The 26,988-nt window shown below is 43.8% G+C and carries 21 protein-coding genes; 10 read left to right on the forward strand and 11 right to left on the reverse strand.

The genetic code is table 11. The annotated features are described in order from the left end of the window. Window positions 1-8 precede the first annotated feature (8 nt). From ABTQ23_RS05725 to ABTQ23_RS05735, 3 genes are all read left to right on the forward strand, one after another. Complete coding sequence (locus ABTQ23_RS05725) at window positions 9-2,069, forward strand: FUSC family protein (protein WP_408614702.1); 2,061 nt, start codon at window positions 9-11, stop codon at window positions 2,067-2,069. A gap of 104 nt (window positions 2,070-2,173) precedes the next feature. Beyond that, window positions 2,174-3,355, forward strand: a complete 1,182-nt coding sequence (gene purT / locus ABTQ23_RS05730) for a formate-dependent phosphoribosylglycinamide formyltransferase (RefSeq protein ID WP_408614703.1) — start codon at window positions 2,174-2,176, stop codon at window positions 3,353-3,355. Further along, window positions 3,352-4,683, forward strand: coding sequence for a hypothetical protein (locus ABTQ23_RS05735; protein WP_408614704.1), 1,332 nt, complete (start codon window positions 3,352-3,354; stop codon window positions 4,681-4,683). The genes purT and ABTQ23_RS05735 overlap by 4 nt, the downstream gene beginning before the upstream one ends. Window positions 4,684-4,692: 9 nt before the next feature. Here ABTQ23_RS05735 and ABTQ23_RS05740 read toward each other — a convergent pair whose 3' ends face one another. Next, on the reverse strand, window positions 4,693-5,448 hold the full coding sequence (locus ABTQ23_RS05740) for a Nif3-like dinuclear metal center hexameric protein (RefSeq protein ID WP_408614705.1): 756 nt from the start codon (window positions 5,446-5,448) through the stop codon (window positions 4,693-4,695). A gap of 83 nt (window positions 5,449-5,531) precedes the next feature. On the opposite strand from ABTQ23_RS05740, the gene ABTQ23_RS05745 reads away from it, so the two are divergent. Continuing rightward, window positions 5,532-6,299: a DUF1853 family protein gene (locus ABTQ23_RS05745; protein WP_408614706.1), complete on the forward strand. Its 768-nt coding sequence runs from the start codon at window positions 5,532-5,534 to the stop codon at window positions 6,297-6,299. 116 nt (window positions 6,300-6,415) lie between these two features. Here the strand turns inward: ABTQ23_RS05745 and fbp are convergent, their stop codons facing one another. Further along, complete coding sequence (gene fbp / locus ABTQ23_RS05750; protein WP_408614707.1) at window positions 6,416-7,450, reverse strand: class 1 fructose-bisphosphatase; 1,035 nt, start codon at window positions 7,448-7,450, stop codon at window positions 6,416-6,418. A 304-nt stretch (window positions 7,451-7,754) separates the two neighbouring features. Between fbp and ggt the strand changes: the two genes are divergently transcribed. Next, window positions 7,755-9,527 carry a gamma-glutamyltransferase gene (ggt, locus tag ABTQ23_RS05755; protein ID WP_408614708.1) on the forward strand — a complete coding sequence of 591 codons (1,773 nt, stop codon included), beginning with the start codon at window positions 7,755-7,757 and terminating at the stop codon, window positions 9,525-9,527. 48 nt (window positions 9,528-9,575) lie between these two features. Here the strand turns inward: ggt and yegD are convergent, their stop codons facing one another. Next, window positions 9,576-10,964, reverse strand: a complete 1,389-nt coding sequence (gene yegD, locus ABTQ23_RS05760) for a molecular chaperone (protein ID WP_408614709.1) — start codon at window positions 10,962-10,964, stop codon at window positions 9,576-9,578. A 60-nt stretch (window positions 10,965-11,024) separates the two neighbouring features. Beyond that, the gene (locus ABTQ23_RS05765) at window positions 11,025-11,192 is read right to left on the reverse strand and encodes a hypothetical protein (RefSeq protein ID WP_408614710.1); all 168 of its coding nucleotides are present in this window, start codon (window positions 11,190-11,192) and stop codon (window positions 11,025-11,027) included. A 229-nt stretch (window positions 11,193-11,421) separates the two neighbouring features. On the opposite strand from ABTQ23_RS05765, the gene imuA reads away from it, so the two are divergent. Genes imuA through ABTQ23_RS05780 form a run of 3 tightly spaced genes read left to right on the forward strand, consistent with a single transcriptional unit; the run spans window position 11,422 to window position 16,559 of the window. Then, window positions 11,422-12,060 carry a translesion DNA synthesis-associated protein ImuA gene (imuA, locus tag ABTQ23_RS05770; protein WP_408614711.1) on the forward strand — a complete coding sequence of 213 codons (639 nt, stop codon included), beginning with the start codon at window positions 11,422-11,424 and terminating at the stop codon, window positions 12,058-12,060. A 46-nt stretch (window positions 12,061-12,106) separates the two neighbouring features. Continuing rightward, window positions 12,107-13,519: a Y-family DNA polymerase gene (locus ABTQ23_RS05775; RefSeq protein WP_408614712.1), complete on the forward strand. Its 1,413-nt coding sequence runs from the start codon at window positions 12,107-12,109 to the stop codon at window positions 13,517-13,519. Further along, window positions 13,503-16,559 carry an error-prone DNA polymerase gene (locus ABTQ23_RS05780; RefSeq protein WP_408614713.1) on the forward strand — a complete coding sequence of 1,019 codons (3,057 nt, stop codon included), beginning with the start codon at window positions 13,503-13,505 and terminating at the stop codon, window positions 16,557-16,559. The genes ABTQ23_RS05775 and ABTQ23_RS05780 overlap by 17 nt, the downstream gene beginning before the upstream one ends. A gap of 254 nt (window positions 16,560-16,813) precedes the next feature. Here the strand turns inward: ABTQ23_RS05780 and ABTQ23_RS05785 are convergent, their stop codons facing one another. The 3 genes from ABTQ23_RS05785 to ABTQ23_RS05795 are packed head-to-tail and all read right to left on the reverse strand — an operon-like array spanning window position 16,814 to window position 20,939. Then, window positions 16,814-18,559: an acetyl/propionyl/methylcrotonyl-CoA carboxylase subunit alpha gene (locus ABTQ23_RS05785; protein WP_408614714.1), complete on the reverse strand. Its 1,746-nt coding sequence runs from the start codon at window positions 18,557-18,559 to the stop codon at window positions 16,814-16,816. Between the two features lie 2 nt (window positions 18,560-18,561). Then, window positions 18,562-20,142, reverse strand: coding sequence for a 5-oxoprolinase subunit B/C family protein (locus ABTQ23_RS05790; protein WP_408614715.1), 1,581 nt, complete (start codon window positions 20,140-20,142; stop codon window positions 18,562-18,564). 38 nt (window positions 20,143-20,180) lie between these two features. Further along, window positions 20,181-20,939 carry a LamB/YcsF family protein gene (locus tag ABTQ23_RS05795; RefSeq protein WP_408614716.1) on the reverse strand — a complete coding sequence of 253 codons (759 nt, stop codon included), beginning with the start codon at window positions 20,937-20,939 and terminating at the stop codon, window positions 20,181-20,183. A 496-nt stretch (window positions 20,940-21,435) separates the two neighbouring features. On the opposite strand from ABTQ23_RS05795, the gene ABTQ23_RS05800 reads away from it, so the two are divergent. Then, window positions 21,436-22,089 carry a GntR family transcriptional regulator gene (locus tag ABTQ23_RS05800; protein WP_408614717.1) on the forward strand — a complete coding sequence of 218 codons (654 nt, stop codon included), beginning with the start codon at window positions 21,436-21,438 and terminating at the stop codon, window positions 22,087-22,089. 100 nt (window positions 22,090-22,189) lie between these two features. Continuing rightward, window positions 22,190-22,870, forward strand: coding sequence for a 2'-5' RNA ligase family protein (locus tag ABTQ23_RS05805; RefSeq protein WP_408614718.1), 681 nt, complete (start codon window positions 22,190-22,192; stop codon window positions 22,868-22,870). Here the strand turns inward: ABTQ23_RS05805 and ABTQ23_RS05810 are convergent. The 4 genes from ABTQ23_RS05810 to apbC all read right to left on the reverse strand — a co-directional run bounded on the left by ABTQ23_RS05810 (window position 22,867) and on the right by apbC (window position 26,858). Further along, window positions 22,867-24,453, reverse strand: coding sequence for an AsmA family protein (locus ABTQ23_RS05810; RefSeq protein WP_408614719.1), 1,587 nt, complete (start codon window positions 24,451-24,453; stop codon window positions 22,867-22,869). The two genes, ABTQ23_RS05805 and ABTQ23_RS05810, sit on opposite strands and share 4 nt — an antisense overlap. Before the next feature lie 11 nt (window positions 24,454-24,464). After that, window positions 24,465-25,058: a dCTP deaminase gene (gene dcd, locus ABTQ23_RS05815; protein ID WP_408614720.1), complete on the reverse strand. Its 594-nt coding sequence runs from the start codon at window positions 25,056-25,058 to the stop codon at window positions 24,465-24,467. Further along, a complete protein-coding gene (gene udk / locus ABTQ23_RS05820) occupies window positions 25,058-25,714 on the reverse strand; it encodes a uridine kinase (RefSeq protein ID WP_408614721.1) in 657 nt (218 codons plus the stop codon). Before udk ends, dcd begins: the two co-directional genes overlap by 1 nt. Before the next feature lie 127 nt (window positions 25,715-25,841). Then, a complete protein-coding gene (gene apbC, locus ABTQ23_RS05825; RefSeq protein WP_408614722.1) occupies window positions 25,842-26,858 on the reverse strand; it encodes an iron-sulfur cluster carrier protein ApbC in 1,017 nt (338 codons plus the stop codon). Between the last annotated feature and the right edge of the window lie 130 nt (window positions 26,859-26,988).

The following is a 26,988-nucleotide window of genomic DNA, read 5'->3' on the forward strand; positions in this document are numbered from 1 at the left end:
AGACAGATTTGGGTATAGTCTTGCAAACGATGTTAATGCCCCAAAAGCGTTCTGTTTTATTTGCGCTTAAGGGCGTTATTGCAATGGCGATGGCTCTGACCATCTCTATTTTTCTTCATCTTGACCGTCCATACTGGGCGGTTATTTCAGCCGTTTTTTTACAGATCCGCCCCGAGAGCGGTTTAGTGGCTGAGAAAGCGTTGTGTCAGATTGTTGGAACTATCATTGGGGGCTTAGTCGGGATTTTCATTTTAGCTCATTTTCTCGATTTTCCTTATCTAGGCCTTACCATTCTTGGGATTTGGCTGAGTGTTAACTCTGGTCTATCGGCTCTATTACGACGGACAAACTTTGTTTATGCCTTGGCCATTGCCAGTGTCACATCAGAAGTCATTATTGTTCTTTCAGTAGCCTCGCCATCAAGTGTTTCAAGCTCATATATTTTTAATGTTGCGCAAGCACGAATGAGCGAAATCATTATCGGAGCAATCTGTGCAGGGCTTGTCAGTCATCTGCTTTGGCCTGTGAAAGTAAAAAATATTCTTCAGCAGCAATCGAAAACAGCTATTAATCAAATGCTTCAGTATCTGGCAATCGAACTTGATCCAGAAGGGTCACATGAACAGCGTCATAAGCATATTGATCAGATCATGCAAACAGTTTCAGAGGTCAGTGACGATTCAAGCGCTGTTGCCTACGAAGGACCCGAGGGACCAGGGCGTTCTAGAGCTGCCAATCAAATCTGCCATAAGATTTTATCGTTATTGTCCGTTATCCAGATTTTTGGTCGTTTGCAACGGCGTAATCCGGAGTTAGTCACTCCGACTTTGGCTAATATTCTTAAACAGCAACACGATATATTTGTCGATATTGCCCAGTCGGAAAATTTCCAAGTCAGTTATCAGCGCATTAAAATATTTCGCCGAGAGCTCGCGCAATACCGGATGTCGCATTTTTCGCAAAATCCCCTAGAAGCGCGTCTGTTAAAAGTAGCCTTGGAAATGACTTCCGACCTGATGGTTCTATTACGAGCTTTTCGAGCGTTAGAAAATCGCGATACAACATTACTTCACGCGCCAAGTATGCAGCCTTATCGCGACCCATTAATCGGACTAACTCGCGGTTGTCGCTCAGCCATTATGTTTTTTATTGGCACTTTTATTTGGGTAGAAACTGCTTCATATGCGGCATTAATGATTATGATCTTACCTGTGATCTTTTCGATTATGTTGGATCGCCTGCCATTGATGTTGGTTAGTTTAGTCCTGCGACGAATGTTGGTAGGCGTTACGATTGCAATTCCGGTCTCGATTTTCTTCGCTATTAATCTGCTCGCCCAAAGCTCAGATGAACTTGGACAATTACTGCTGGTTTTAGCGGGCCCATTTTTTGTTGGACTTATTGCGTTGTCCAATCGACCAACCCTGCCCTACGGTTTAGGATTTTTAATCCCATTTACGATTCTGGTGCGTCCGAGTATGGGCTCAAACATGAGCAGAGCATTTCAAATTGATTATACGCTCAGTTCAGCCTTAGGCATTTTTGTCGGCATTACTATGCTTTACTGGCTCTTTCAGCTATTTGAAGGGCCCGGTGTGAAGCTCATGGTGACGAGGGTGTTTAAATCAACTTATCACGACCTTCTACAGCTTGGCCACCAGCATGATCCAACATCTTGGTATAACCGCAGGATGGCAGATCGCTTATTAAGACTGACAGCCTATGACCAACGCTCAAAAACTCGCGTTATTACCGACCTTGGCCTAACAGGATTAAACCTTGGTCATGTTGCTATTCGTTTTCACTCATTTTGTACCTCATTGGCAGGAGTTGAGCTCAAGCATTACGACAACTGGCACAAAGCTCTTGCTGATGCTTACTTATTAGCAACTCAGGGTAGATATTGTGAAAACTTCGATAAAGCATGCGAACTGCTCAATGATGAAATCGCACAACATGTTGATTCAATGTCTGATATTGAAATGGTTCAAGGGATGTTTCAACGCATGAGTATGACATTACAGCGCAGCGCCAAAGCGATGGAAGATACAATCGCCAACGCTAATTAAGCCATTGTGGCACTCGCTAGCTCCTTACGCTTATAATACAGACCATCAAGGTATATTCTTGATGGTTTTTTATTACCCCCATTCTATTTAGGAGCACTGGATACATGAAAATTGGTTCACCATTAACCCCTTCGGCAACCAAAGCATTATTGTTAGGTTCAGGCGAGCTCGGCAAGGAAGTCGCCATCGAATTTCAGCGTTATGGTGTAGAAGTGATTGCGGTTGACCGCTATGCCAATGCCCCAGCAATGCATGTTGCACAGCGTCATTATGTGATAGATATGCTTGATGCGGATGCACTAGAAAAAGTCATTAGAGAGGAACAACCTGATTTTATTGTGCCAGAAATTGAAGCAATCGCGACTGAAAAATTATTAGAGCTTGAAAGTAAAGGCTTTAATGTTGTTCCAACAGCTCGTGCTGCAAGATTAACCATGGACCGAGAAGGTATTCGCCGTCTCGCAGCCGAAACCCTCTCACAACCCACATCCCCTTATCAGTTCGCTAGTAATGAAGCTGAATTTAATCAAGCCGTTGATGCAGTTGGTTATCCGTGCGTTATTAAGCCGGTGATGAGTTCTTCAGGTAAAGGACAATCGGTGATTCGCACTCAAGAAGATAAAGCCGCAGCTTGGGCTTATGCTCAGTCAGGTGGCCGAGCAGGCGCTGGTAAGGTCATTGTCGAAGGCTTTGTTGATTTTGACTATGAAATCACCTTATTAACAGTTCGAGCCGTTGATGGCATTCATTTTTGCGCCCCTATAGGCCACCGCCAAGAAGATGGCGATTATCGTGAGTCTTGGCAGCCTCAGCAGATGAGCGACCAGGCGTTAAAAAATAGCCAGAATATTGCGAAAACGGTAGTCGAAAATTTAGGTGGATATGGCATTTTCGGCGTGGAACTGTTTGTCAAAGGCGATCTAGTTTACTTTAGTGAGATTTCCCCTCGCCCACATGACACGGGAATGGTCACGATGATTTCGCAGAACTTATCAGAATTTGCATTGCATGCACGTGCGATTCTTGGTCTTCCTATTGGCCATATTGAGCAATATGGACCGAGTGCATCAGCCGTATTGTTAGGCAAAGGAACTTCAAAAAATCTATCTTATCAAGGTATTAGCAAAGCTCTTGAAATTCCAGATTGTCAGATACGTTTATTTGGCAAACCAGAAATTGACGGCCAACGCCGCCTCGGGGTCGCTTTAGGGCGTGCGAAAACAGTTGAACAATCAGTAAAAAATGTTAAAAGTGTAATAAGTGAAATCTCTATCAACTATGAATGAGCAATACATCCCATAGACTTTTAGATGAAGAACTCGCTCTGCTACTGACGCCTTTACAAACAAATGGCGTCAGTAGTTTATCGAGAATTATCAGTGCCGGAACATTACTGGATATTCCAATCGATGCGGCGCAGGTTTTGTATTGCCACGAAATTGGTGAATTAGTCACTTATTTACTGAACGATACTGATATTGATGCCATTATTTTAACTGACTATCTACTGAGTGAGAAAAACCTCGAACTTTGTCTGCCCTTGCTAAAACATCTCGAACAAGCTCGTTTGTTTATTCTGGGCGATTTACCAGAGATGATCGAAGATTTTCCTGATTTTTGTTATTGCCCTACGCAAGATGCCCTGCAAGAAGAGCTAAAAATATGGCATCAGCAATTAATGGAACATTACAACCAATGGCTACTGGATGGCAAAGTCGTTATCTCAGAAAATTTGGCGCCAAAAATCACACAATTGGTTCCACCCAGTGCTATTTTGACCACCCAAGATGAATATAAAGCGCATATAAAGCCTTTATTAGGAATTATCTATTGCGTCAATGAAAACTCGGCTCTTCGCCAAGAGCTCATGCAAATAGCGCATTTCTACCCTCACCTTCCATTGCTGTTAGTGAGTGATGCAAACCAGCCAGTTCTTTTGCATAGTTGCCAGCACTTTGCCGGGCAGCTCAAACTGAATGTCTTAGCTAGTTTAGAAAACAGTCAAATCGATCAATCACTCAATGCGATTTTAGTGCGATTTTACCGACGCTATTTACGCTGGTTAAATCATCGCACAATTTATGGGGATCATAATATCGGGTTGGTTTATCAAATGGGAGAGAGCCAACCATTTGGCATCTTTAATTGGCCTCCAAGAAAACTTGACCCTGCCAAACATTATTATGTTGAATGGCAAACGCTTTGTGAACAGATGAAAGATGATGAGCTAGCCAAGGCAGCAGCGTCTGCCATTAAGCTTTATCAGCTTGATAGCTCACAGCTATTTGTTGTCTTTGACGGCAGTCCGCCGAGTCATGAGCAATTAGCCTCTGTCATCGATTTGTTGACGTTATCGATTCGGATCTGTTGGATCCCCCGCTCAGTCGGTCAGTTGCTTAACACTCGAGAACAGGTTGGAATTTCTCAGATACTCATTCCAATCACAGTCTGGCAAGAATTAGTGGCTGATGAACAAATATTTAAGCGCTGGCAATCACGCTTTGAGCATCAGCAAGTGGATATTGGCTTGCTGGGCGGACAACAAGCCATGCTTGAATATACAATCCCATGTGGCTTAACTCTTATGGCCGAAGCAAAAGAGCCTCAGCCATAGCCCCTGACACTAAACTGGATTATCGATATCCACAAAGCATACATCCAACTGATATTTTTCGCTTAACCATTCACCTAATGCCTTCACGCCATAACGCTCGGTTGCATGGTGACCCGCGGCAAAGAAATCAACGCCCATCTCACGAGCTGTATGAGTCGTTTGTTCAGAGATTTCACCACTGATAAAGGCATCCACGCCTTGCTCTGCAGCCAACGGCAAAAAGCTTTGGCCACCACCGGTGCATATCCCAATTTTTTTAATCACCCGCTGATGAGCCTCAATATGTAGCGGTTGACGCCCCAATACTTGCTCAATATGTGCCGCAAATTGAGCGCCCTGCATAGGAGATTTGAGCTCCCCGACCATCGCCACACTATTTTTATCCCATGGCTCTAAACCTCGGCGCAGTTCAATCCCCAACAAAGCAGCTAACTGTGCGTTATTGCCTAATGTTGGATGGATATCCAGTGGTAAGTGATAGGCGAGTAAGTTGATCTGATGAGACAATAAAGATGCAATCCGTCGGCCTTTCATATGGGTTAATACGGGGGATTCACCTTTCCAAAAATAGCCATGATGGACCAAAATTGCATCCGCCTCACGTTCAATTGCAGCATCAATCAATGCCTGGCTTGCGGTAACTCCCGTCACAATTTTTTTGATATGACTTCGCCCCTCGACCTGTAAACCATTTGGGCAATAGTCTTTAATCGCAAAGGCTCTAAGCTCTTCATTTAAAATATTTTGTAATCGAAACGGATCCATGCAAATCACTCATTCATACTGTTGAAAAACAGATGTTATGGTAGGATCTTCAGCATTCGGACGCAATGTTAGACAGGTAAACAGTGCAATTATCTTCTGAGCAAGAACGAGTTAAACAAACTTATCAGTATTGTCTAACGTGTGAACCTATTAGTACGATTCACCCAGCAATCGCAACTGTGCAACAACTCAGCTGGCTGACAAAAACGCTTGCTTCATTACCCGAACAACTCCCCGATTTTAAAAACCGTTTGGGGTTATGGTATGAACAATTATGGCTAAAGCTTATTGATGAGCATCCTGATTTAGAGCTGATTGCCCACAATGTACAAATCAAACAACAGAACCAAACTCTCGGCGCGATTGACCTATTGATAGCGGATCACCGCTCTCGATGTGTGCGTCATATAGAGCTTGCGGTGAAATTCTATATTTATATTCAGCTTGCTCAGAAATGGCAATGGCTAGGGCCAAACCTAAAAGATAGTTTTACTCGTAAACTTTCCAGAATGCTCACCCACCAATTGCCCATTGGGTATCATCCGCAAATACAACAGCTTAGATTACACTATCCCCATTATCGATTTAGCCAACAGATTATTATCCAAGGTCGGCTGTTTCAGCCATTAGATGAGCAGGAACGCCCCAAAGATGGCACGTGGCTTTTTAACCATCAGCTTAAAGCAGCAGAACGCCATCTTTATCAGATAGTTCCACGCCAATATTGGTTAACCCCAGAGATTGCGTTATTCCATCCCCTAAGCAGCGAAATTGACCGCGCAGTAATGCTCTATGGTCAAGGGAAACAGTTTTGGTTATTGCCTGACAGTTATGCCAACAGCTGCTCTTGATAACCAAATAGAATTGGAAAATGGCTTAAAACTTAAAACAAAATCGCCAGCAAGAGCTATCACTCATTGCTGGCGAAGAATTAAAGATGGTATCTGCACAGAGCAGTAATCACCTATTATTTAGTGCTGGGGTGATATTCAGGGTGACCATCCGCTGAGTATTCCTGCATAAAATCACCGACCATATCGACCATCTTCCGGCTACCGCAGACAAACGGCGTACGTTCATGCAGCTCAGTTGGAGTAATATCAAGAATACGCCGATAACCATCGGTAGCTTTACCACCGGCTTGCTCAGCTAAAAACGCCATTGGGTTGCACTCATACAATAAACGTAATTTTCCTTTAGGTGCACTGGCAAAAGATGGATACATATACACGCCACCTTTGATCATATTGCGATGAAAATCAGCTACCAGTGACCCGATATAACGCGAAGTGTATGGACGATGAGTTTCTTCGTCTCGTTCCTGGCAATATTTAATGTATTTTTTGATGCCATCGGGGAATTTAATATAGTTCCCTTCATTAATTGAGTAGATATTACCCTGCTCTGGGATCTGAATATTTTCGTGTGAGAGATAAAATACCCCAAGCGATGGGTCACAGGTAAAGCCATGAACACCAAAACCTGTGGTATAAACCAACATGGTTGAAGAGCCATAAACCACATAACCTGCGGCAACCTGTTTATTACCTGGTTGCAAAAAGTCTTCTTTAACCGCTGGCGTTCCAACGGGTGAGATGCGTCGATAAATCGAGAAAATAGTCCCAACGGTGACATTAACATCAATATTTGATGAGCCATCGAGAGGATCCATCAACACAACATATTTACTCTTGCTCTGTTTTTCACCATTAAAAATAATGAAATCTTCTTCTTCTTCGGTCGTTACACCGCACACTTCGCCGCGGGCTTCCAGTGCTGCTTTAAATTTTTCGTTGGCGTACAGATCAAGTTTTTGCTGCTCTTCACCTTGAACATTCTCTTCCCCAGTCGCCCCAATAATATCGACCAATCCAGCTTTATTAATTTCCCGGTTAACGACTTTAGCGGCGAGCCGGATGGACCCGAGTAGTCGTGTAAATTCCCCGGAAGCTTCTGGGAATTGATGCTGCTTGGCTACAATGTATTCGCCTAATGTAATCATTATAAATCCTTAATTAAATTAAGATTTTTAACTCTAATTAAGTTAAAAAAGAAACGGTTGTACTTATAAAAATGCGAGTTACACAATAATTACAAATATTACATTAATGTAATATTCGCTCTTTTTTGACTTATTTGTCCAGTAGTTAGCGTATTTATCCAGTATTTTTTTTCAAAAGCCATACTTTTTTTCAAAAAACTTAAAGTGATAGCCTTTTTTTACTTATTTTTGATAATCTAATCAGTGATGTAATAACTTCATTACATTAATAAAACACAAACACTCATCTAACACAGGGAACAGTATGTATAACACTATAAAGAAATACGTGCTCTGTCTGCCATTGACTGTGGGTCTTCTCACCTCATCTAGTTGGGCGGCAACATTACCAGCCGTTGAAGCTCAACATGGGATGGTTGTTTCATCACAAAAATTAGCATCACAGGCCGGAATTAAAATTCTGAAAATGGGCGGCAACGCAATCGATGCCGCCGTCGCAGTGGGTTATGCCCAAGCGGTCGTTAATCCATGTTGTGGCAACATTGGCGGCGGCGGATTTATGACCATTCATTTGGCCAATGGTAAAGATACCTTTATCGATTTTCGCGAAAAAGCACCAGCAAAAGCCACTGCCAATATGTATCAGGACAGTAAAGGTAATTTAATTAAAGGCGCCAGCCTGCATGGTTATCTAGCGGTTGGCGTACCCGGAACGGTTCGTGGATTAGAGCTAGCCTTAACTCGTTATGGCAGTGGAAAATTGACCCGCGCACAAATTATGGCACCGGCAATTAAGCTCGCTAAAGATGGGTTTGTGTTAACACGTGCTGATACTGATATTCTCGATCTGAAACTTGAGACTTTTCGCCACTCACCGCAGGCAAAAAAAATCTTTTTAAGAGCGGATGGCTCTCCACTGCAACCGGGCGATCGACTCGTTCAGAAAAATTTAGCCAAAACGCTTGAAGCAATCGCCAAACATGGGCCAAAAGCATTTTATCAAGGCGTCATCCCCAAAGCGGTTGAAAAAGCCTCTGAGCAAGGCGGTGGGATTATTAGCGCAAAAGACTTCGCCAATTATCAAGCCAAAGAACGAAAACCAATTGAATGCCAATATCGAGGCTATTCGTTTGTTTCCGCACCGCCACCAAGCTCTGGTGGTGTCACGATGTGCGAAATTCTAAATATTCTCTCTGGCTACGATATGAAATCGATGGGTTATGGCTCCGCTAAGTCAGTCCACTACATGGTTGAAGCGATGCGCCATGCTTATGTGGATCGCAACACGCTGCTAGGTGACCCCGATTTTGTCAAAATGCCGATCAAAAAATTACTTAGCGATAAATATGCAGCACAAATTCGCCAGCAAATTAAAAAAGACAATGTGGCAAGCTCAGCTAAATTACACGCAGGTGTTTGGCCTCATGAAAAACCAGAGACGACCCACTACTCGATTGTTGATAAAATGGGCAATGCTGTTTCAACGACCTACACCATTAATGGCCGATTTGGTGCTGGCGTAATGGCACCTAAAGCTGGATTCTTCCTCAATGATGAGATGGATGATTTTACCAGTAAGATTGGTGCGAAAAATATGTTTGGCCTAGTTCAAGGCAAAGTCAATGCAATTGCCCCAGGCAAACGCCCATTATCATCAATGTCACCGACTATTGTTACCAAAGATGGCCATGTCTACTTAGTCGTTGGCTCGCCTGGTGGTTCAAGAATCATTACGATTACTCTTGAAACCGTCATGAATATCATTGACTTTGGTATGGGGCCACAAGAAGCGGTTAATGCGCCACGAATCCACCATCAGTGGCTACCTGATAAGGTCTATTATGAAACTCGTGGCCTTTCGCCGGATACATTAGCCATTTTGCAAAAAATGGGATACAACATGGTTGAGCAAACCCCATGGGGGGCAACTGAGCTCATTATGGTTGGATTACCTAAATCGGCGACTGATGTGAATAGCTCAGGGAATGATTCTGCTGTCTCTGGGAAAATTCGTTCAGGATATCTCTATGGAGCAAACGATGCCCGCCGTCCTGCAGGCGCGGCAATCGGCTACTAATTTAAGTTATCTTTAATGGTAAAAAAGCGCCTTTAAGGCGCTTTTCTTTTAGCTATAAATTTGTTTCGCCCAGCGGGTCAAACCTTGTGTTACGCTGCCAAAATTATCGGCGCTAACTTGTTTAATTCCCTGAAAATGCTCGGCTAAAAATGACTTGATTACAGGCGAGTTAGCACTTCCCCCCGTTAAAAATAAAACATCGGGTTGCACGCCAGCTTGAGTAAGTACATCTTGAATCAACTTTGATAACGCTTGAGTGAGTTTTTCACCGGCTTGTTGCAATTGCTGTTGATACAACGACGTTTGGAGCCCAGGTTCAAGATAATCCAGATTACACTGATATTCGCCATTTTGCCCAAGCGCAATTTTACTTTGTTCAGCACTGCGATTAAGGCTTTGAGTTAATTGCTCATGCTTTAAGCGGCGCAAACGCTGCCAGTAATCTTTTTGCATATCATCTTTTAAGTCAGTCAGTAACTTTTCACTTTCGCGACCATAAAAGTGACTTTGAGCAGGTAGATCATTGACGCTAGCAGCATCATAGTAGATTTTATGAGGCATGGGCTGGCCACTTGCTAATGCCTGATTCATCCCCAAATGTGGCATCAGCGTTTGCAGATTCAAAGCGATATCAAAGTCATTACCACCAATTCGCTCACCTGAATAACCTAATACTAAGCGCTGGTGATCAAATTTGTGGTCAAAATCAGGCCCCATCTCCATCATCGAAATATCAGTCGTTCCACCGCCAATATCGACCACCAAAACTCGTTTCGGTTCGCTTAGCGTTGCCTGATATGTCAATCCAGCAGCTAACGGCTCGTATAAAAATTCAATTTGCGAAAATCCGGCAAATTTAGCGGCTTGCGTTAAAATGGCGATCGCCTGTTGGTTACTTTGTTCGCTATTTAAACCTTGAAAATTTACCGGCCGACCAATCACCACTTTATCGGGATAACAATCAGTTGATTGCGCGACCTGTGAGCGAATATGCCACATCGTTGCTGCAACGATATCTTCAAACTGCTGGCAATGGCGCTCAGATAAGCCACTGGCGCCCAGGAAAGACTTCGGCGATTTCACATAGTAGCAGTCAAATGGGTCTTCCATATAGGCGTCAAATGCCTGTTGACCAAACTGCAACTCGCTATCATAACCATCAAGTTGCGCTTCACGAAGAGCCTTCAAACTCATCTCAATATGCGCCCGTCGGGCATGTTGATAGGCATCCGCCATATTGTTTTGTTTTAGTTTCTGATACAGCCAGCCACTAATAACATCTCGCGTCGGAGCAAATAATGTCGATGACATATAAGAGCCATGCTCGGGTAAGCGAGCTAATACAGGTTGGCCGTCTTGGTATAACCCAACAGCGCAATTAGAAGTGCCAAAATCAAATCCGGCAAAAGAAGAGAAAGTCATGGTTTCGCGGCTCATGTATTTTTCATCAAGCCGCGAAGCTTAAACCAAAAGAGGGCTTTTCAGCAAGTACAACCCTTAACTGCGCCGCCAATGACGAATGGCGTAACAAATAAGACCTGCAATCATCGCAGCCGCAAGCCAACGAAATCCACTCATTCGCAGAATATCCATTGGTTGTTGTGTATGACCTAAAGCCTGACCGGCAAATAACGTTGCTGTTGCTGAAAGCATTAATCGATTCATGTGGTCTCCTACATCATTCTCACATAACGCAACAATAAAATTCCATGTCGCTACGACATGCTTAATAAGGGCGGAATTTTATCAGCTTGCTTGCTTTTGCACCAGTAGTAACCCTAAACAAACACAAAATTGTTGAAAAAAACTTCAAAAATACTTGCAATACAGCTCTTTTAGAAATACTGTATATCCATACACTGTATATTTAAACAGTATTTATATGAGGTGAGTGATGAATGCTTCTTTAACGTCAATGATGGATCAACAATTAGTTTGGCAAGGGAAAAACTGGCACCCCAGTCATCACCCGCTAACGACTACCGGTTATGAACAGTTGGATCAAAAATTAGCTGAACATGGCTGGGCCAAAGCTAGTGTGAATGAAATCTATGTTTGTGCACCGGGACAGGGTGAATTGCAATTACTGGCCCCTGCTCTGTCGGCATTGAGTAAGCAAAAACGTTGGATTATCTGGATTGCACCACCGGCTATGCCCAATGCTCCTGCCCTGCGTCAACTTGATATTGATATTAGCCGAATCTTAGTCGTGCATCCTAAAACCGTTAATGACCAATTTTGGGCCATCGAACAAGCTCTGCAAAGCGGTTCTTGTAGTGCAGTTTTAGGATGGACTCAGGGACTAACTGCTCTGCAATTACGGCGTTTAAAACTTGCTGCAAAACGGGGAAACTGTATGGCGTTTTTATTCAGACCACAACAAGAACGCTCGCTATCATCACCCGCAAATAACCGCATTGAAGTGCAAGCCAATCAGCCAAGTGGAACCTTTTCATTGGATCTATTTAAACGAGATGGTGGCTGGCCGACAACGATTGCAACCTGCCCGTATCAAGATGGCTTTCACTGCTAACAACCCAATAGACATAGTGATTGATATTTATTAGTGGATGCATGGCATGTATTGGCTTTATCTCGACCTTAGTGACTTGGCGCTTTACATCGATACACCAGAACCAAGCGCCCAGCCACTGGTCATTATTGAACAACAAAAAATAACGCACGCCAATCAAAGTGCAAAAATGTTAGGGGTTCACTCTGGGCAAAGCTTAAGTGTGGCGTTGCAACTAGCGCCCTCATTAAAAATAGCGACTTTTGATAGCAACAAAATAACTCAAAAGCTCCAGCAATTAGCCACAAAATTGTTGGAGCTGACTCCCAAGGTCTGTGTCATCTCAAATGATGGATTACTCGTCTGTTCTGAAGGAATGGAACCGATATATCCGACAATTCAGCAGCATCTACGAGCACTTTTAACAACGATTCGTCAACAGCAAATTCCAGTGGATGGTGTTGCTGCATTAAGTGCCCCACTAGCAATATGGTTAGCTCGCCAACGCCATAATCAAAAAGATTTACCACGCATTTTACTACGTGTCGATCAATGCGCCTTAGCACTAGCGTACAGTGAACTCCCCGAAGAAATGGTGACAGAACTTGCTGATATGGGACTTAACACCCTTAGCGAGTTACTCAAATTGCCTCGTGCGCAATTGCGGGCTCGATTCGGCCAACTACTTCTAGATTATCTGGATCAATGCCTTGGTAAACACCCTGTCACGTATCAGTGGCAAAAACCGATTGCGCAATTCACCCGAAAAACCATCCTCAATTATGAAGCGACGCAAAGCAGCCAACTAAGCCATAGCATCCGCCAACTTGTTCATGCACTGGCACATTATCTTCGAGTCAATCAACTTGCATGTCAGAGGTTAACGCTGCAATTACACTATCGCCAACGACCAGCTGAAACACTGACCATCGACAGCGTGCAACTGCAACATCAGGCTGAAGCATGGCAGACATTAATCGATTTGCAATTAGACTATTTACAATTACCAGAGCCAGTTATTGCCATAACGTTAAAAAGCGGTCCTTGCCAAGCCTTACAAAGCCACTGGTATGATTTATGGCATAATGAATATAGCCATGCCGATGCAACGCTTCTCGATAAACTCAGTCAACGGCTTGGCCAAGAGAATATTTTCTATTTAAACCATCATGATACTCACCTGCCAGAACAGGCCACTACGCTCACAGCATTAAACTCACCCGATAATCCCGCTGAGCCACCATTAAAACTGCCGCAAAGACCTCGTCCTTTATGGCTGTTAGCAGCTCCTCAGCCAATATCAGCTGATGCTTTTATCTGCCTTGATAAGCCAGAGCTCGTGGAACTTGAGCAATCTGGCATACGCATTATCCGCAGTTATCAACGCGTTGTATTTAATCACTCGAGGGCACAAGGATGGGCTTTTTACGATCCACACGCAACGCCGGCGGGATGGTGGCTTCATGGCTGGTTTGCCTAAGCAGACAAATGATTTTGCTGAGTTAAATGCGCTCAGTTGGTATAGTTTTTTATCCAGTGTTGTTAGTCCGGAAGAGCTCGTACTTGGTGCTTATCATCGAGGTTATCAAGCTATTGCAATTACTGATGAGTGTTCACTTGCCGGAGCTGTTAGGGCTTGGCAGCAAAGTCTAATTACGCCAATAAATATTATCTATGGTGCCTCGTTCATCACGACCGAAGGGCTTTATCTCGTAGCGTTAGTTAAAGATATAATTGGCTATCAGCAGCTATGTCGAGCCATTAGCCATGCCCGACAAATACATCAGAAAAAGGGATACCGAATCAGTGTCAATCAACTGATTAACTGCACACATTGTTTTATTTTATGGCGACCAACCTCACCTGAAACCTATCAGGAGCAATTACATCTACTCAAAATAAGTAATTGGCAAGACAACTACGCTTTAATTACTGATGAATTAATTGCCCCAAATCAGCAGTTGATCAACCTACGTCAGCAGTTGGCGGTTGATCAATTAACAGCTGTAGCCTCATGCTGGCCACGGCTTTTACACCGCAACCAGAAATCGCACCTTGATCTGATAGACTCGATTCGCTCGCTAACACCTATTTCTAAAATGGGGCAGACACTTGCCCAAAATACAGAGCGCCGACTACATAAGCTCGAAAGCATTCATAATCGCTACCTATTAGGTGAACTGCAAGCTGGGTTAGAAATAGCCAAGCAATGTCAGTTTTGTTTAAGTAGTTTGCGCTATCAGTATCCTGATGATCACGCACCTAAGGGAATCGATGCCGATCAATACCTGCGCCAGCTCGCTGAACAAGGAAGCCGTGAACGATTTCCAAATGGAATGAAAGACAATCATCGCAAGCAACTTAAAAAGGAACTGACTCTTATCGCGGAGCTAAAATATGCTAATTACTTTTTGACGATTCATGACATCGTGACATTTGCTCGCTCACAAAACATTCTCTATCAAGGGCGAGGTTCTGCTGCTAACTCAATCGTCTGTTATCTATTGCATATTACTGAGGTCGACCCAGAACAGGTCAACTTACTGTTTGAGCGATTTATTTCAAAAGAACGCCGAGAGCCACCTGATATCGATGTTGATTTTGAGCATCAACGTCGTGAAGAAATCATTCAATATATTTACCAAAAATATGGCACAAATCGAGCTGCACTCACGGCAACCGTTATTACTTATCGAACCCGTAGTGCATTACGCGATGCTGGTAAAGCGCTAGGGATCAGTGAATGGATTATCAGTCAACTTACTCGCTTACCTGACTGGCGAGATAAAACGTTAGAGACACTCACCCAACTATCTTCATGCCAATTGCTACCAACTGAGCAATGCCGACAACTTGCAACAGCTGTCGATAACTTACGAGGGCAACCACGACATCTGTCTCAACATGTGGGAGGTTTTGTCATTGCACGGGATCAACTTGTTGATTTAGTACCCATTGAAGCCGCTTCAATGAAGGGGCGTTCCATAATTCAATGGGATAAAGACGACCTTGAAGCACTTGGAATGATGAAAGTCGATATCCTTGCACTTGGTATGCTTAGTGCGATTCGAAAAACATTGGATTTTATCCGAGATCTACCTGATGCACCTCGCACCTTAAGAGACATTCCCAAGGAAGACCCTAAAATTTATGCCATGATCAGCCAAGCTGACACGATAGGCGTCTTTCAAATAGAATCACGTGCACAAATGAATATGCTGCCACGTTTGAGGCCGCAGTCTTATTACGATTTAGTTATTGAAGTCGCAATTGTCAGACCGGGCCCCATTCAAGGAGAGATGGTTCATCCTTATCTTTTGCGCCGTCAACATAAACAGGTTGTCGATTATCCTAATGAAGCCGTACAAAAAGTCCTGCAACGCACTCTTGGTGTCCCTATTTTTCAAGAACAGGTGATCCAGTTAGCGATGGTGGCCGCAGGCTTTAGCGCAGGCCAAGCTGACCAGCTTCGGCGCGCGATCACCGGCTGGAAACGGCATCAGGACTTCACTCGCTTTGAGCAGCAGCTACAAAGTGGATTAACGGCAAATAACTATTCTCTAGATTTTGCCAAACGATTGATCCAACAGATCAGAGGTTTTGGTGGTTATGGATTCCCTGAATCGCATGCGGCAAGTTTTGCATTATTAGTTTATTTTTCTGCTTGGCTTAAATACTACTATCCAGCCCAATTTTGTGCCGCGTTACTGAACAGTCAGCCGATGGGTTTTTACTCGCCAGCCCAGTTAATTCAAGATGCTCAGCGCCACAATGTGGATGTACTACCCATCGATATTTGCTATAGCCAATGGCAACATAGCATAGAATCCGGTCAGTTACGTCTTGGACTATGCTTGGTCAAAGATTTAAATCATCGAGCCTGCGAAAAATTTTTGACCAAGCGAAATAGCACAATCAATAGCGATGACCTGCCTATTTATTTTGATTTAACCAGTCAACAAGCATTAGCCAAGGCCGGAGCATTACGCTCATTATTTGGTCACAGATATCAAGCCCACTGGGAGATGAAAAATCTTTTGCCACCTTTGGCTCTGTTTAAGGATTTACCCAAAGAACCATCGATTCAACTGCCCGGACCTGATGAATACCAAAATGTCATTCAAGATTATCGCTACACGCGTGTAAGTTTAGGCAACCATCCCATGGCAATTTTGCGCCAACGTGGCATTCTTCCTAATATGCTGGACAGTCATAAATTGCAGCAATGTCATCACGGGCAGCTTATTCGTATTTGTGGATTAGTCACAGGTCGTCAGCGTCCAGGAAGTGCCGCAGATGTCACCTTTGTCACTCTTGAAGATGAGTTTGGGCAAGTGAATGTCATTGTTTGGTCTGCAACAGCAAAATCCCAGCGCCGTGCCTTAATTAAAGCACAGCTACTTGCGGTGCATGGCATTGTAGAACGGGAAGAACATGTTATTCATGTCATTGCTGGAAAGCTTGTTGACGAAACTGCAAAGCTAGCCGACTTACCGATTAAGTCCCACGATTTTCACTAGAGACTATTGACCTTTTGTGATTAGTTTTGCAGTAACTGAGAGTTATTTAGACAAGGCAAACGTTGCGTTGTGTAATAATTCTTCACAAAGAACGCCTCGCTAGATAATCTCTCTCAGATACTTTCCTTCGGATTCATCTGAACTTCTGTGCCCTATTTGCTTAACTCATTAAGCCGCTCAGGCCGCATTTCATTCAAATTGAGATTTATTTAAACCAAATTCAACCGCTAAAGGTCAGCAGCCCTTCATCGTAATTAACGGATTTGCCCGATAATTTGCTCAGCTGTAACCGCTTGACCCTCGTCAACTTGTTGCTCTAACGTACCATCGCATGATGCAAAAACTTGCAGCTCCATTTTCATCGCTTCCATAATTGCTATCGTTTGTCCTTTGCTCACGGCTTCGCCATTTACCACTTTCCATTTATATAAACTCCCGGTAATCGGCGCTCTGAGAAGTGACGAGTCAATATCACTTTGTTCATGCTTTGGCTTTTCTAGTCTAACTGAACCTTGATTAAATCCAGCCAACAAGGATTGAGGTAAACCAATCTGACAACGTTTGCCATCGATTTCAATCATAAAACGATGTATTGAATTATCGTTTACCTCTGGTCTTGGACTCGAGGCAAAGGTTATTTTATTCTGGGTTTCAATCCAACGCGTATGAACAGCAAAGTCTTTCATAAAGTCATCACACTCAACCACTGCGCGATGAAAATCCAATACACTACTCACGCCTTCGATGGTAAATTCACTTAAGGCTCGACGGGCTCTTTGCAATGCTTGAGAGCGATCTTGCCCGTAGACAATTAACTTTGCCATTAATGAATCAAATTCACCGGGAACTGATGAACCCGAGCGAACGCCGGTATCAATACGCACACCAGCGCCCGTAGGCATCTTAAATTGTATAATTGTCCCCGGTGTTGGCAAAAAGCCCTTACCAGGGTCTTCAGCATTAATGCGAAACTCGAACGCATGTCCTTGAACATTTAAGTTTTCATCACACTCTAACTTAAGGCCGCTAGCAATACGCAGTTGCTCGACAACAATATCGATGCCCGTCACCATCTCCGTGACAGGATGCTCTACCTGCAAGCGCGTATTCACCTCCAAGAAGGCGACAGTTCCATCGCGACTTAATAAAAACTCAACCGTAGCCGCACCAACATAATGGGCCGCTAGGCAAATATCCCGAGCCGCGTTATGAATTTTTTGACGCTGTTCATCACTTAAATAAGGTGCAGGAGCTTCTTCAACTAACTTTTGGTTACGCCGCTGTAAAGAGCAATCTCGCGTTCCTAAGACAATAACCTTCCCAAACTGATCGCACAAAACCTGGGCTTCAATATGTCGGGGACTTTCCAAAAATTGCTCGACAAAACATTCACCGCGACCAAAAGCGACCTGCGCTTCACGTACAGCTGATTCATACAGTTCAGCCACATCTTTCATTTCTCGAGCAACTTTTAATCCGCGACCACCGCCACCAAATGCAGCTTTAATCGCAATTGGCAAACCATACTGTTTTGCAAATGCCACAACTTCCTGCGCATTCTCAACAGGTTTGTCGGTTCCTTTTGCAAGTGGCGCCCCTACTTCTTGCGCTAGACGCCGAGCTGACACTTTATTGCCAAGGAGATCGATAGTTTCAGCGCTTGGCCCAACCCAGATTAATCCAGCATCGCTCACGGCTTTGGCAAATTCACTGCGTTCAGATAAAAAACCATATCCTGGATGGACCATGGTTGCCTGAGCTCGCTTCGCTATTTTGAGCAGTTTTTCAATATTAAGATAACTGTCTTTGGCGCTAGCGCCTTCTAAAGCATAAGCTTCATCCGCCATCTCAACGTGCAATGCTTGGCTGTCAGCATCTGCGTATACCGCCACAGCCAAAGCGCCAACATCGTGACAGGCTTGAATGATACGAACCGCAATTTCACCTCGGTTTGCGATTAAAACTTTAGGTTGGTGATTTGAATCAAAATAAAAAGGCATAGCTAAATCTCCGCAAACGATGAGATTGGATGAAATTGAATGGATGTGCCCACCGGCAATTGCGCGGCTAAATCGAGATGATAATCAGCAATACAGGCGATCACTGGATAACCACCAGTGAGTGGATGATCGCGCATAAAAATAAGGGGCTGACCATTAGCTGGAACCTGAATAGAACCCGCAACGACTCCTTCACTGGGCAGTTCATGAGTGATTTTGCGCTCAATGCAATGACTCGATTCTAAACGAATGCCTATACGATCAGCTTGTTGTCCGACAACCCATTCGCTAGAAGTTAAAACCTCAAGAGCATCATCTTTAAACCAGTCGCAATGCGGCCCTAAGACAACATCTAACTGCACGCAAGAGCGAGAAGTTGGATAACGTCCCGATGGCTCACAAAATTCGCTCTGGACCGCATTTTTGGGCGAAGATAAGCTTGCAAAAATATGCTCACCGGCATGCAATGGCGAAGGTCCTAATTTAGCAAGTGAGTCAAAGCTGGCACTTTCTAGTACTTTGTCACATTGCCAGCCTCCGCGAACAGCCAAATAACTGCGAACGCCCGCTTTAGTCGAACCTATCAACAATTTATCACCTTCGCACAGTGCAACGGGTTGGTTAAACTTGCATGGAACGGGATGTCCATTTTTATCTTCGATGCTCACCGGACACGGCGCTCCAGTCAAAGCCACGACTAAATCGCCCATAACATTAGCTGAAAAGTTCCCATGCGTTAGCTCAAGTACAGCCGCATCTGCGCCATTTCCAACCAACTGATTGGCAATACGATACGCATATTTATCCATCGCTCCTGAAGGAGAAACACCTTGAGACGCTTTATTTATGCGCCCCATATCTTGGAAGGTAGTCAGTAGTCCAGGACTGATAATAGTCAATCCATTTGTCTGATTTGACGAAGGTGTTGATGGCGGCGTTGGCAGCATGCTTTGGGACACTGCCACAGAAGTTTTTTTAACATTAACAAATTGCACACGGTCACCGGGTTCAAGCAAAGCAGGTTGTGCTCGATTGAGATCCCACATTGCTTGCGAAGTTTGACCAATTAGCTGCCAGCCACCAGGGCTGTCTTTGGGATAAACGCCAGTAAATTCGCCAGCCAAGGCAACAGAACCGGTTGGAATTTTAGCTCGCGGAGAACTGCGCCGAGGCACTACGAGCGATGAACCAAGCGCTTTTAAATAGGCAAATCCAGGCGCAAATCCTGTAAAAGCAACTTGAAAAGTCGTTTGAGTATGCCAATCAATGACGGCTTTTATCGGCAATTTTAAATAATTTGCGACCTCACAAAGATCAGAGCCGTTATATTCAACATTGATTTTAACCAATTTTCCCAGCGACAATGAACTTTGTTGATAAGAGCGCTGCGCAATTTGCTTAGCTAGCAGCTCTTTGGAAATAGATAACGGATCGTATTCAATGAGCACTGTTCGTGCCGCTGGCAGCATCTGAGTAATACCTTCGATAGGCTTATCAATTAAACCTCGATGCAATGCAATAGCTTGTTCTAGAGTTGTTAATTCGACTAATAGTGCAGTTAAATTAACGGGTAAAAAACGCAACGGAATATTCCTTGTTAACAATGATCCATAAACACCAATTATGAGAATGCCTGAAGCTCAATCCCAGCTTGACTAAGCGCATCCCGAAGTAAACTTGCAATCGCTACAGCACCAGGGTTATCACCGTGGACACAGATAGAATCGGCTTCAATAGTTGCATAGCCACCATCGATAGTCGGAATTTGGGATGTTTGGATCAAGGTGATCATTCGCTGGCAAATCAGCTTAGGATCGTGAATAACAGCGCCTTGTTCGCGGCGCGATACCAACTGCCCATCAGCATGATAAGCTCGGTCGGCAAAGGCTTCTTGTATCACTCGAATACCTTGCTGCTGGGCCATTGCAACCAGTGGACTTCCAGCAAGAACCGCCAGTGAAAGTGAACGATTAAACGCTTTTAGCGCATCAATAACCGCTTGAGCCTGAGAAAAATCTTGAGCAATCGTGTTGTACAAAGCCCCATGAGGCTTTACATAGCTGACCTGAGTCCCGACACTTTGCGCTAAACCACTAAGAGCACTGATTTGGTATAAACTATCTGAGAAAAGCTCATCGTAGCTTAAATCCATTTTGCGTCGGCCAAAGCCACCTTTATCGGGATAACTGATATGGGCACCAACTGCTACTTTGGCATGTTTTGCATGGCGCAACGTCGTTAATATCGTTGCCGGATCACCTGCATGAAAACCGCAGGCTATATTGGCACTGGTAACAATATTAAGCATGGCTTGATCATCACCCATCTGCCACGCCCCATAACTCTCACCCAGGTCGCTATTTAGATCAATTGAAGCCATATGTATCCCACTATGATTAAATCAATATTGTTATAAGAGGTGCGCGAGAGCTCATCATCGAATATTCTTGAGCAATTCACTATGATCACAAACAGTCAGAGTCTACATGATCACAAACAGTCAGAGTCTACAAATATCAAAGGTTGATTAAATTTTTCTATCTAAATAAAACATCTTTTTAAAAACTGTGAACTTAGCCTAGCCGTCACTTGCTCTAACGCCTCATTATTTGCAAGATACCAGCAAATAACGCGCCAAAATCAGGGTTTTATAGAAATCACGCTAATATTCAATAAATATTGTTGAACAATAAAGGCTTGCGAGACGATCAAAATATTCGATTTTTGGCCTTATTTTTAGATATTCATTCCTATTAAATCAACCAATGCACACATTTAGTGCCACACAGCACACTTTTAGTGCTTTTGATTTTCTTGTCTGATACAACGGTCTGTGCAATGCTGAGCCCATCAAGGGCTAAGACTCAAGAGTCAATATGAAAGGGAAATTAGGTCAACAAAGTCTAAGTCAGCGAGTCTATCAACAGATCCGTGAGCTCATTACTGAAGGAAAACTCTTGCCACAGCAACGCTTAAGTGAAGCTAATTTAAGCGAGCAACTCGAAGTATCGCGCAATACACTACGCGAAGGGTTTCGGCTACTGACCCAAGAAGGGCTAATTGTTTATCAACCGCACCGCGGTGTATGTGTCGCTTGCCCACAAGTTCAAGACATTATCGATATTTATCGGGTCAGACGACTTATTGAAATTGATGCCATTAAACAATCTTATCCATTTCACCCAGCATTACAAACTATGCGAAAAGCCATTCAAAATGCTCAACAATGGCGTAATGAAGGGGATTGGCAAGGTGTTGGCACCGCCAATATGGAATTTCACCGGGCCTTAGTTTCGCTCTCAGATAGCGAGCGACTGCAGCATTTGTATTACAACATTGCGGCGGAGCTTAGGCTTGCATTTAATTATCTGGGTTCTCCCGAGCGACTGCATGCACCATATATCGAGAAAAATGACCAACTATTGGTACTTCTTAGCGCAGGCAAAGTGACTCAGGCAGTGACTTTGCTGCACGATTATCTGGTTGCATCAGAACGATTGCTATTAACCGCATATTCGCGGCATAACTAGAGTGACTTAAGCCTAACGCAGACAAATTTCAGCGCGATATCATCACAGTGTCACATATCAGCGGCTTAAATAATAGAACGTACTCATTTAAGGAAATTTTATGCGTTGGACTAAATTGCTAGCCTTAACCTCGGCTCTTTCTGCAAGTTTATTTATGCCTTTGACATGGGCCAAAAATGTCTCGGTGGATATTTTTGCCCTGCCCTCGGAATCAATTCAGAACTTGGTGAAAGAAAACAGCCAAACGCTGTCCCATTTAGGAATGACAACTTTTTATGCTAAAGGCAAGCAGCCCCATATCACGCTGTATTTAACCGAATATCCAGAGCAAGCTCTACCGAAGGTAAAAAAAGTCGTTCACCAATTGGCTAACCAAACAGCTGTTTTTAACCTAAGTGCTCAAGGGATATCAGTTACCAAAGGAAACTGGGTATTTATCGATATTAGCTGGTCTAAACAGTTACAAAACTTAGCAGATAAAACAACATTGGCGCTCGAAGACTATCGGGCGAAAACGCCTAACCTACCTGATTGGGTCAAAAATTATCCGAATAAACTTGCCGCATTTAACCGTTATGGCAGCCCAAATGTGTTTCAGAATTTTCAGCCTCATATGACATTGCTCGCAAATGAGCAAAACGCCAGTCTTGAAACCTTTAAACGTCAGGTTGCAAAACAGCTTCCTCACGCACAGGGAAAAGTAAGTGGAATCGGCATCGCCATTGTTGACCCACTAGGTCAGCCAACGAAGATTATTGCAACCTATCCACTTCGACATTAGTTTTTAAATAGATAATGCGGCTGGCAAAGGTCATTACTAACGCTCAGCCGTTTTAAAAACTTATCCCCATCAAATAATGTTAGTATCGCTTGGTTTGTGTTTTCATCCCAATGCCCGGAAGCATGTCTTGTTTGCCCATTTGCCAATTGCATTTGGAGGGCTTTGAGGTTTAACTCATCAGAGGTGAACTCAGCCCGGCCATTGAACTGTTTCAGCTCGCTGTTGCCTTTGCCTGCCAATGTCGAAACATTCACGCCAGCAAACACGCCATCGGCTAAGTTAACTTGCACGTTTCCTTTAACATGATGAAAAGACTGAATAGGCAAAGTCCCTTGCAATTGGGTACTCAAACGTAATGTTCCTGTGACAGGAGCCGCTTGGCACCAACTTTTAAATAACGCATTGGCATCAACACCTGCAATATCGCCAGTGACATCAAATGTTGCAGGACTCTGGCTTAAATCAAGTTCAGTATTAGCACTAAGATTACCTTTGTAAAAATCAGCGGTTAGCTGCTGAAACTTAATTGCACCCTTTTTAACCACGACTTTTGATAACAGATGATCCAGCGTAATCTGCCCCACTTTTAATTGATCTAATTTCAGTTGTCCTTGTGCATTCATCAAATCAATGCCCTGAATATGTTGATGAGCGAATCGATTAAGTAAGGTCTTCGCATCAGGAACTTGAAGCTCGCTTCCGGTTACATTAAACGTCACATTATACGGAGCATGGCTGCCATCAAAATCTAACTCACCATCCATTGATGGCTGTTTGTTAAAGCTAAACGACAACGGACGCATCACCAATTGCTTTGATTGCGAATCAAAATGTGCTGCGCCAGAAAGTGTCAGGCTATCGACTCCCTGCTGGTTAAATTGCCCATTAAATTGAGTCGTTTGCGTAAAATCAGTTAGCGTCCAATTAGTCCAATTATTCGTCACCCGAACCGATGCCTGAAGATGGCTTTGCAACTGATGAATACCATCATCAAAATGCAGCGACACATCTAAAGGACGCGATTGATCAGCCCCTTTTGAGCCGAGTGAAATATTCAGAGGCGAAACTTGAATGTGCTGGTGATTTAACTGGTCGGTAAAATCCAAGGTTACATCGTGAATTTCAACGCCTTGAGCAGAAATCTGCCACGAAGATGGCGTATCAACAAGGTGAGCCCCCGAGGCACGCCGCACATCATCTAATAATGACTGAAGATTAGTTTGACCTTGCGCATTACGCAGCCAAGACATTGAAACTTTAGAAAGCTCAATTTTACCCAATTCGAGGTGTTTTTCGACCAATCCCCATGGCGACACAGCAACTTTCATCTGGCCTATGGACAGTAATTTACCAGAGCGAAAATTAGGATCATCACTGAGCGACATATTACTGGCCGAGAGCGTTAACGGCCAAAATTGCCAGTGCATGTCACCAGCAATCGTAAAGGTGCGTCCAGTTTTAGCCTTTACTTCTTGGCTGATTACCGATTTAAAATCATTCGGATTAATCTGCAATACAACCGTCAGAAATGCTGCACAAGCCACAGCGATTAATGCGACCAGTACAATCACCCACTTACGCATACTCTAAATCCTCAGGACGCTTGTTCATCTTCATCAATGCGGCTTGCAACTGCGCCCTGTTGATTGCGATATTTCGCATTAGCGCGTTTATTATACGGTTTTGCCGAATGCCCTGATAATGTCTCAAAATTCAGTGCCCCGATTGCCATTTTTGGACGCAATGCCAATGGCAATTTACCCGAGTTATAAAACTCAAGAACGATTTTACCGGACCATCCAGGGTCAATTCGATGTGCCGTCACATGGACCATTAGCCCAAGGCGAGCCAGTGACGAGCGCCCATCAAGCCAACCGACTAAATCATCGGGCAACGTAACAGATTCGTAAGTTGCAGCCAGCGCTAACTCCCCAGGATGGAGAAAAAATGCGTCGCCATCAGGGATATAAATTTCATCGCTCATTACTTTATGCAACTGTTCTGTGACCTCAGCTTTTGGGCCACTTAAATCGATATAAGGTGCGGTGTGATCGTTAAACACCCGAAATTCATGGCCAAGGCGAATATCAACCGTTACCCCGCTTATCATCCCCTCGGAAGGGGCTGGGTCAATCACAATGCGACCATCGGCTAGGCACTGCTCAATATCTACATCACATAATCGCATTAGTGTTTCTCCTCTGATTGGGCTAATAAGTGCCGAATTCTGGTTTTAATAATATCAATGGCAATGCGGTTTTTACCGCCACGGGGAATAATGACATCAGCATATTGTTTGGAAGGTTCAATAAACTGCTTAAACATAGGGCGAACAGTTAAATGGTACTGGGCTAAGACCGATTCCAATGTTCTGCCGCGCTCTCGAACATCTCTTTCAATACGCCTCGCTAAACAGATATCTAGCGGAGTATCCATGAAGATACTCGCATCCATCTGAGCACGAATAGCTTCATCGGTGAACAATAAAATTCCCTCTAATAAAATCACTTTCGTTGGACCAAAGTGTTTAGTGGTCGGTAAGCGAGTATGTTCAGTATAAGAATATTGTGGCATCTCAATTGGTGTGCCAGCTTTAAGTAATTTAAGGTGCTCAACAAGCAGTGCGTGATCCATCGATTGCGGATGATCATAATTAGTACGAACTCGCTGCGCCATCGACATATTTGATTGATCTTTATAATAGCTATCTTCGGAAACAACGCTAATGCAGCCCGAACCGAGTTCATCACTGACCTCTTGATAGACGCTTTTAGCAAACAGACTTTTGCCTGATGCTGAAGCTCCGGCTATCCCGATCACCACACACTTAGACGATTTAGACATATGTTTATATTTATACGAAAGCAGTTAATTGGAAATAATTTACATTACATATAACAAAACCCCGCGCGTTCACAACGTACGGGGTTAACAGTTTGTTAATCAGTGCTCTAGCTTAATCAGTCTCAACTTAGAGTACTTCAACAGCAATGGGCTCAGCTCGTTCACCTGAATTAAAATACAACCGTGTTGATAGTTGTTCGGCCAATGAGAGATAGATTCCAGCACTTGGGCAATCGAGTTGCTGAAGGTCATTCCCTTTTTCATTGCATAAGTTAACATTCTGATCAAATGGCAATTTAGCAAGCAATGGCAGTTTAGTTGCCTCTGACAACATTTCTGCCCCTTGTTCACCAAATAACCGATGTCTGTGCCCACAAGACGAACAGATATAATAACTCATATTCTCGATAATTCCGAGCACTGGAACGTCGACATGATAAAACATTGAAATGCCTTTATGTGCATCGCGAAGTGACAGTGCTTGAGGCGTTGTGACGACAAGACTTGCCGTGACCGGCATCTGCTGAGCCATCGTCAGTTGGATGTCGCCAGTCCCTGGGGGCATATCAATCAACAAGTAGTCAAGATCAGGCCAATTAGTCTCCGCTAAAAGTTGCATCAGCGCTTTACTCGCCATTGGCCCACGCCAAATAGCGGCTTCTTCGGGAGGCTGTAAAAAACCAATGCTGTTAGCATAAACATTATGGGCAACCAGTGGCTCCATCGTTTTGCCATCATTTGAGTCTGGTTGACGCCCTTCAAGGCCTAATAACAAGGGAATGGAAGGGCCATAGATATCAGCATCAAGAATGCCGACCTTCGCCCCTGCTTTAGCTAAGGCTGTTGCTAAATTAACAGTTACTGATGATTTACCGACACCACCCTTAGCAGAACTAACCGCCAGCATATTTTTAACACCTTTAATAGGCGTTTGATTTTTGCCCTTTAAAGCTCGCGCACTGACTTTTGGCTCATAGCGCACTGTCTTTAACTGCTGGTGAATATATTCAAAGACATTTGGGCAGAAAAAAGGGGGTGCAAAAACCCACTCATCGAGATTGCTTTTATCGCGAGTTAACCAACCGGATTGTTCTATTGTCATTGACCAATATTCGGGTTGGTGTTGAAAAACCTGATTTCCCATAATGTTACCCTTTTACATTCGCTTGAACGTATTATACGCATTTACGTCATTCACGCGATGGGGTGGCTAGGAAAAGTTGCCTCAATCAGGTAGGATGTCAGATCAGATATTTTCGTCATGATATACAGGT

The organism is Celerinatantimonas sediminis, from assembly GCF_046054195.1.
GTDB lineage: Bacteria > Pseudomonadota > Gammaproteobacteria > Enterobacterales > Celerinatantimonadaceae > Celerinatantimonas.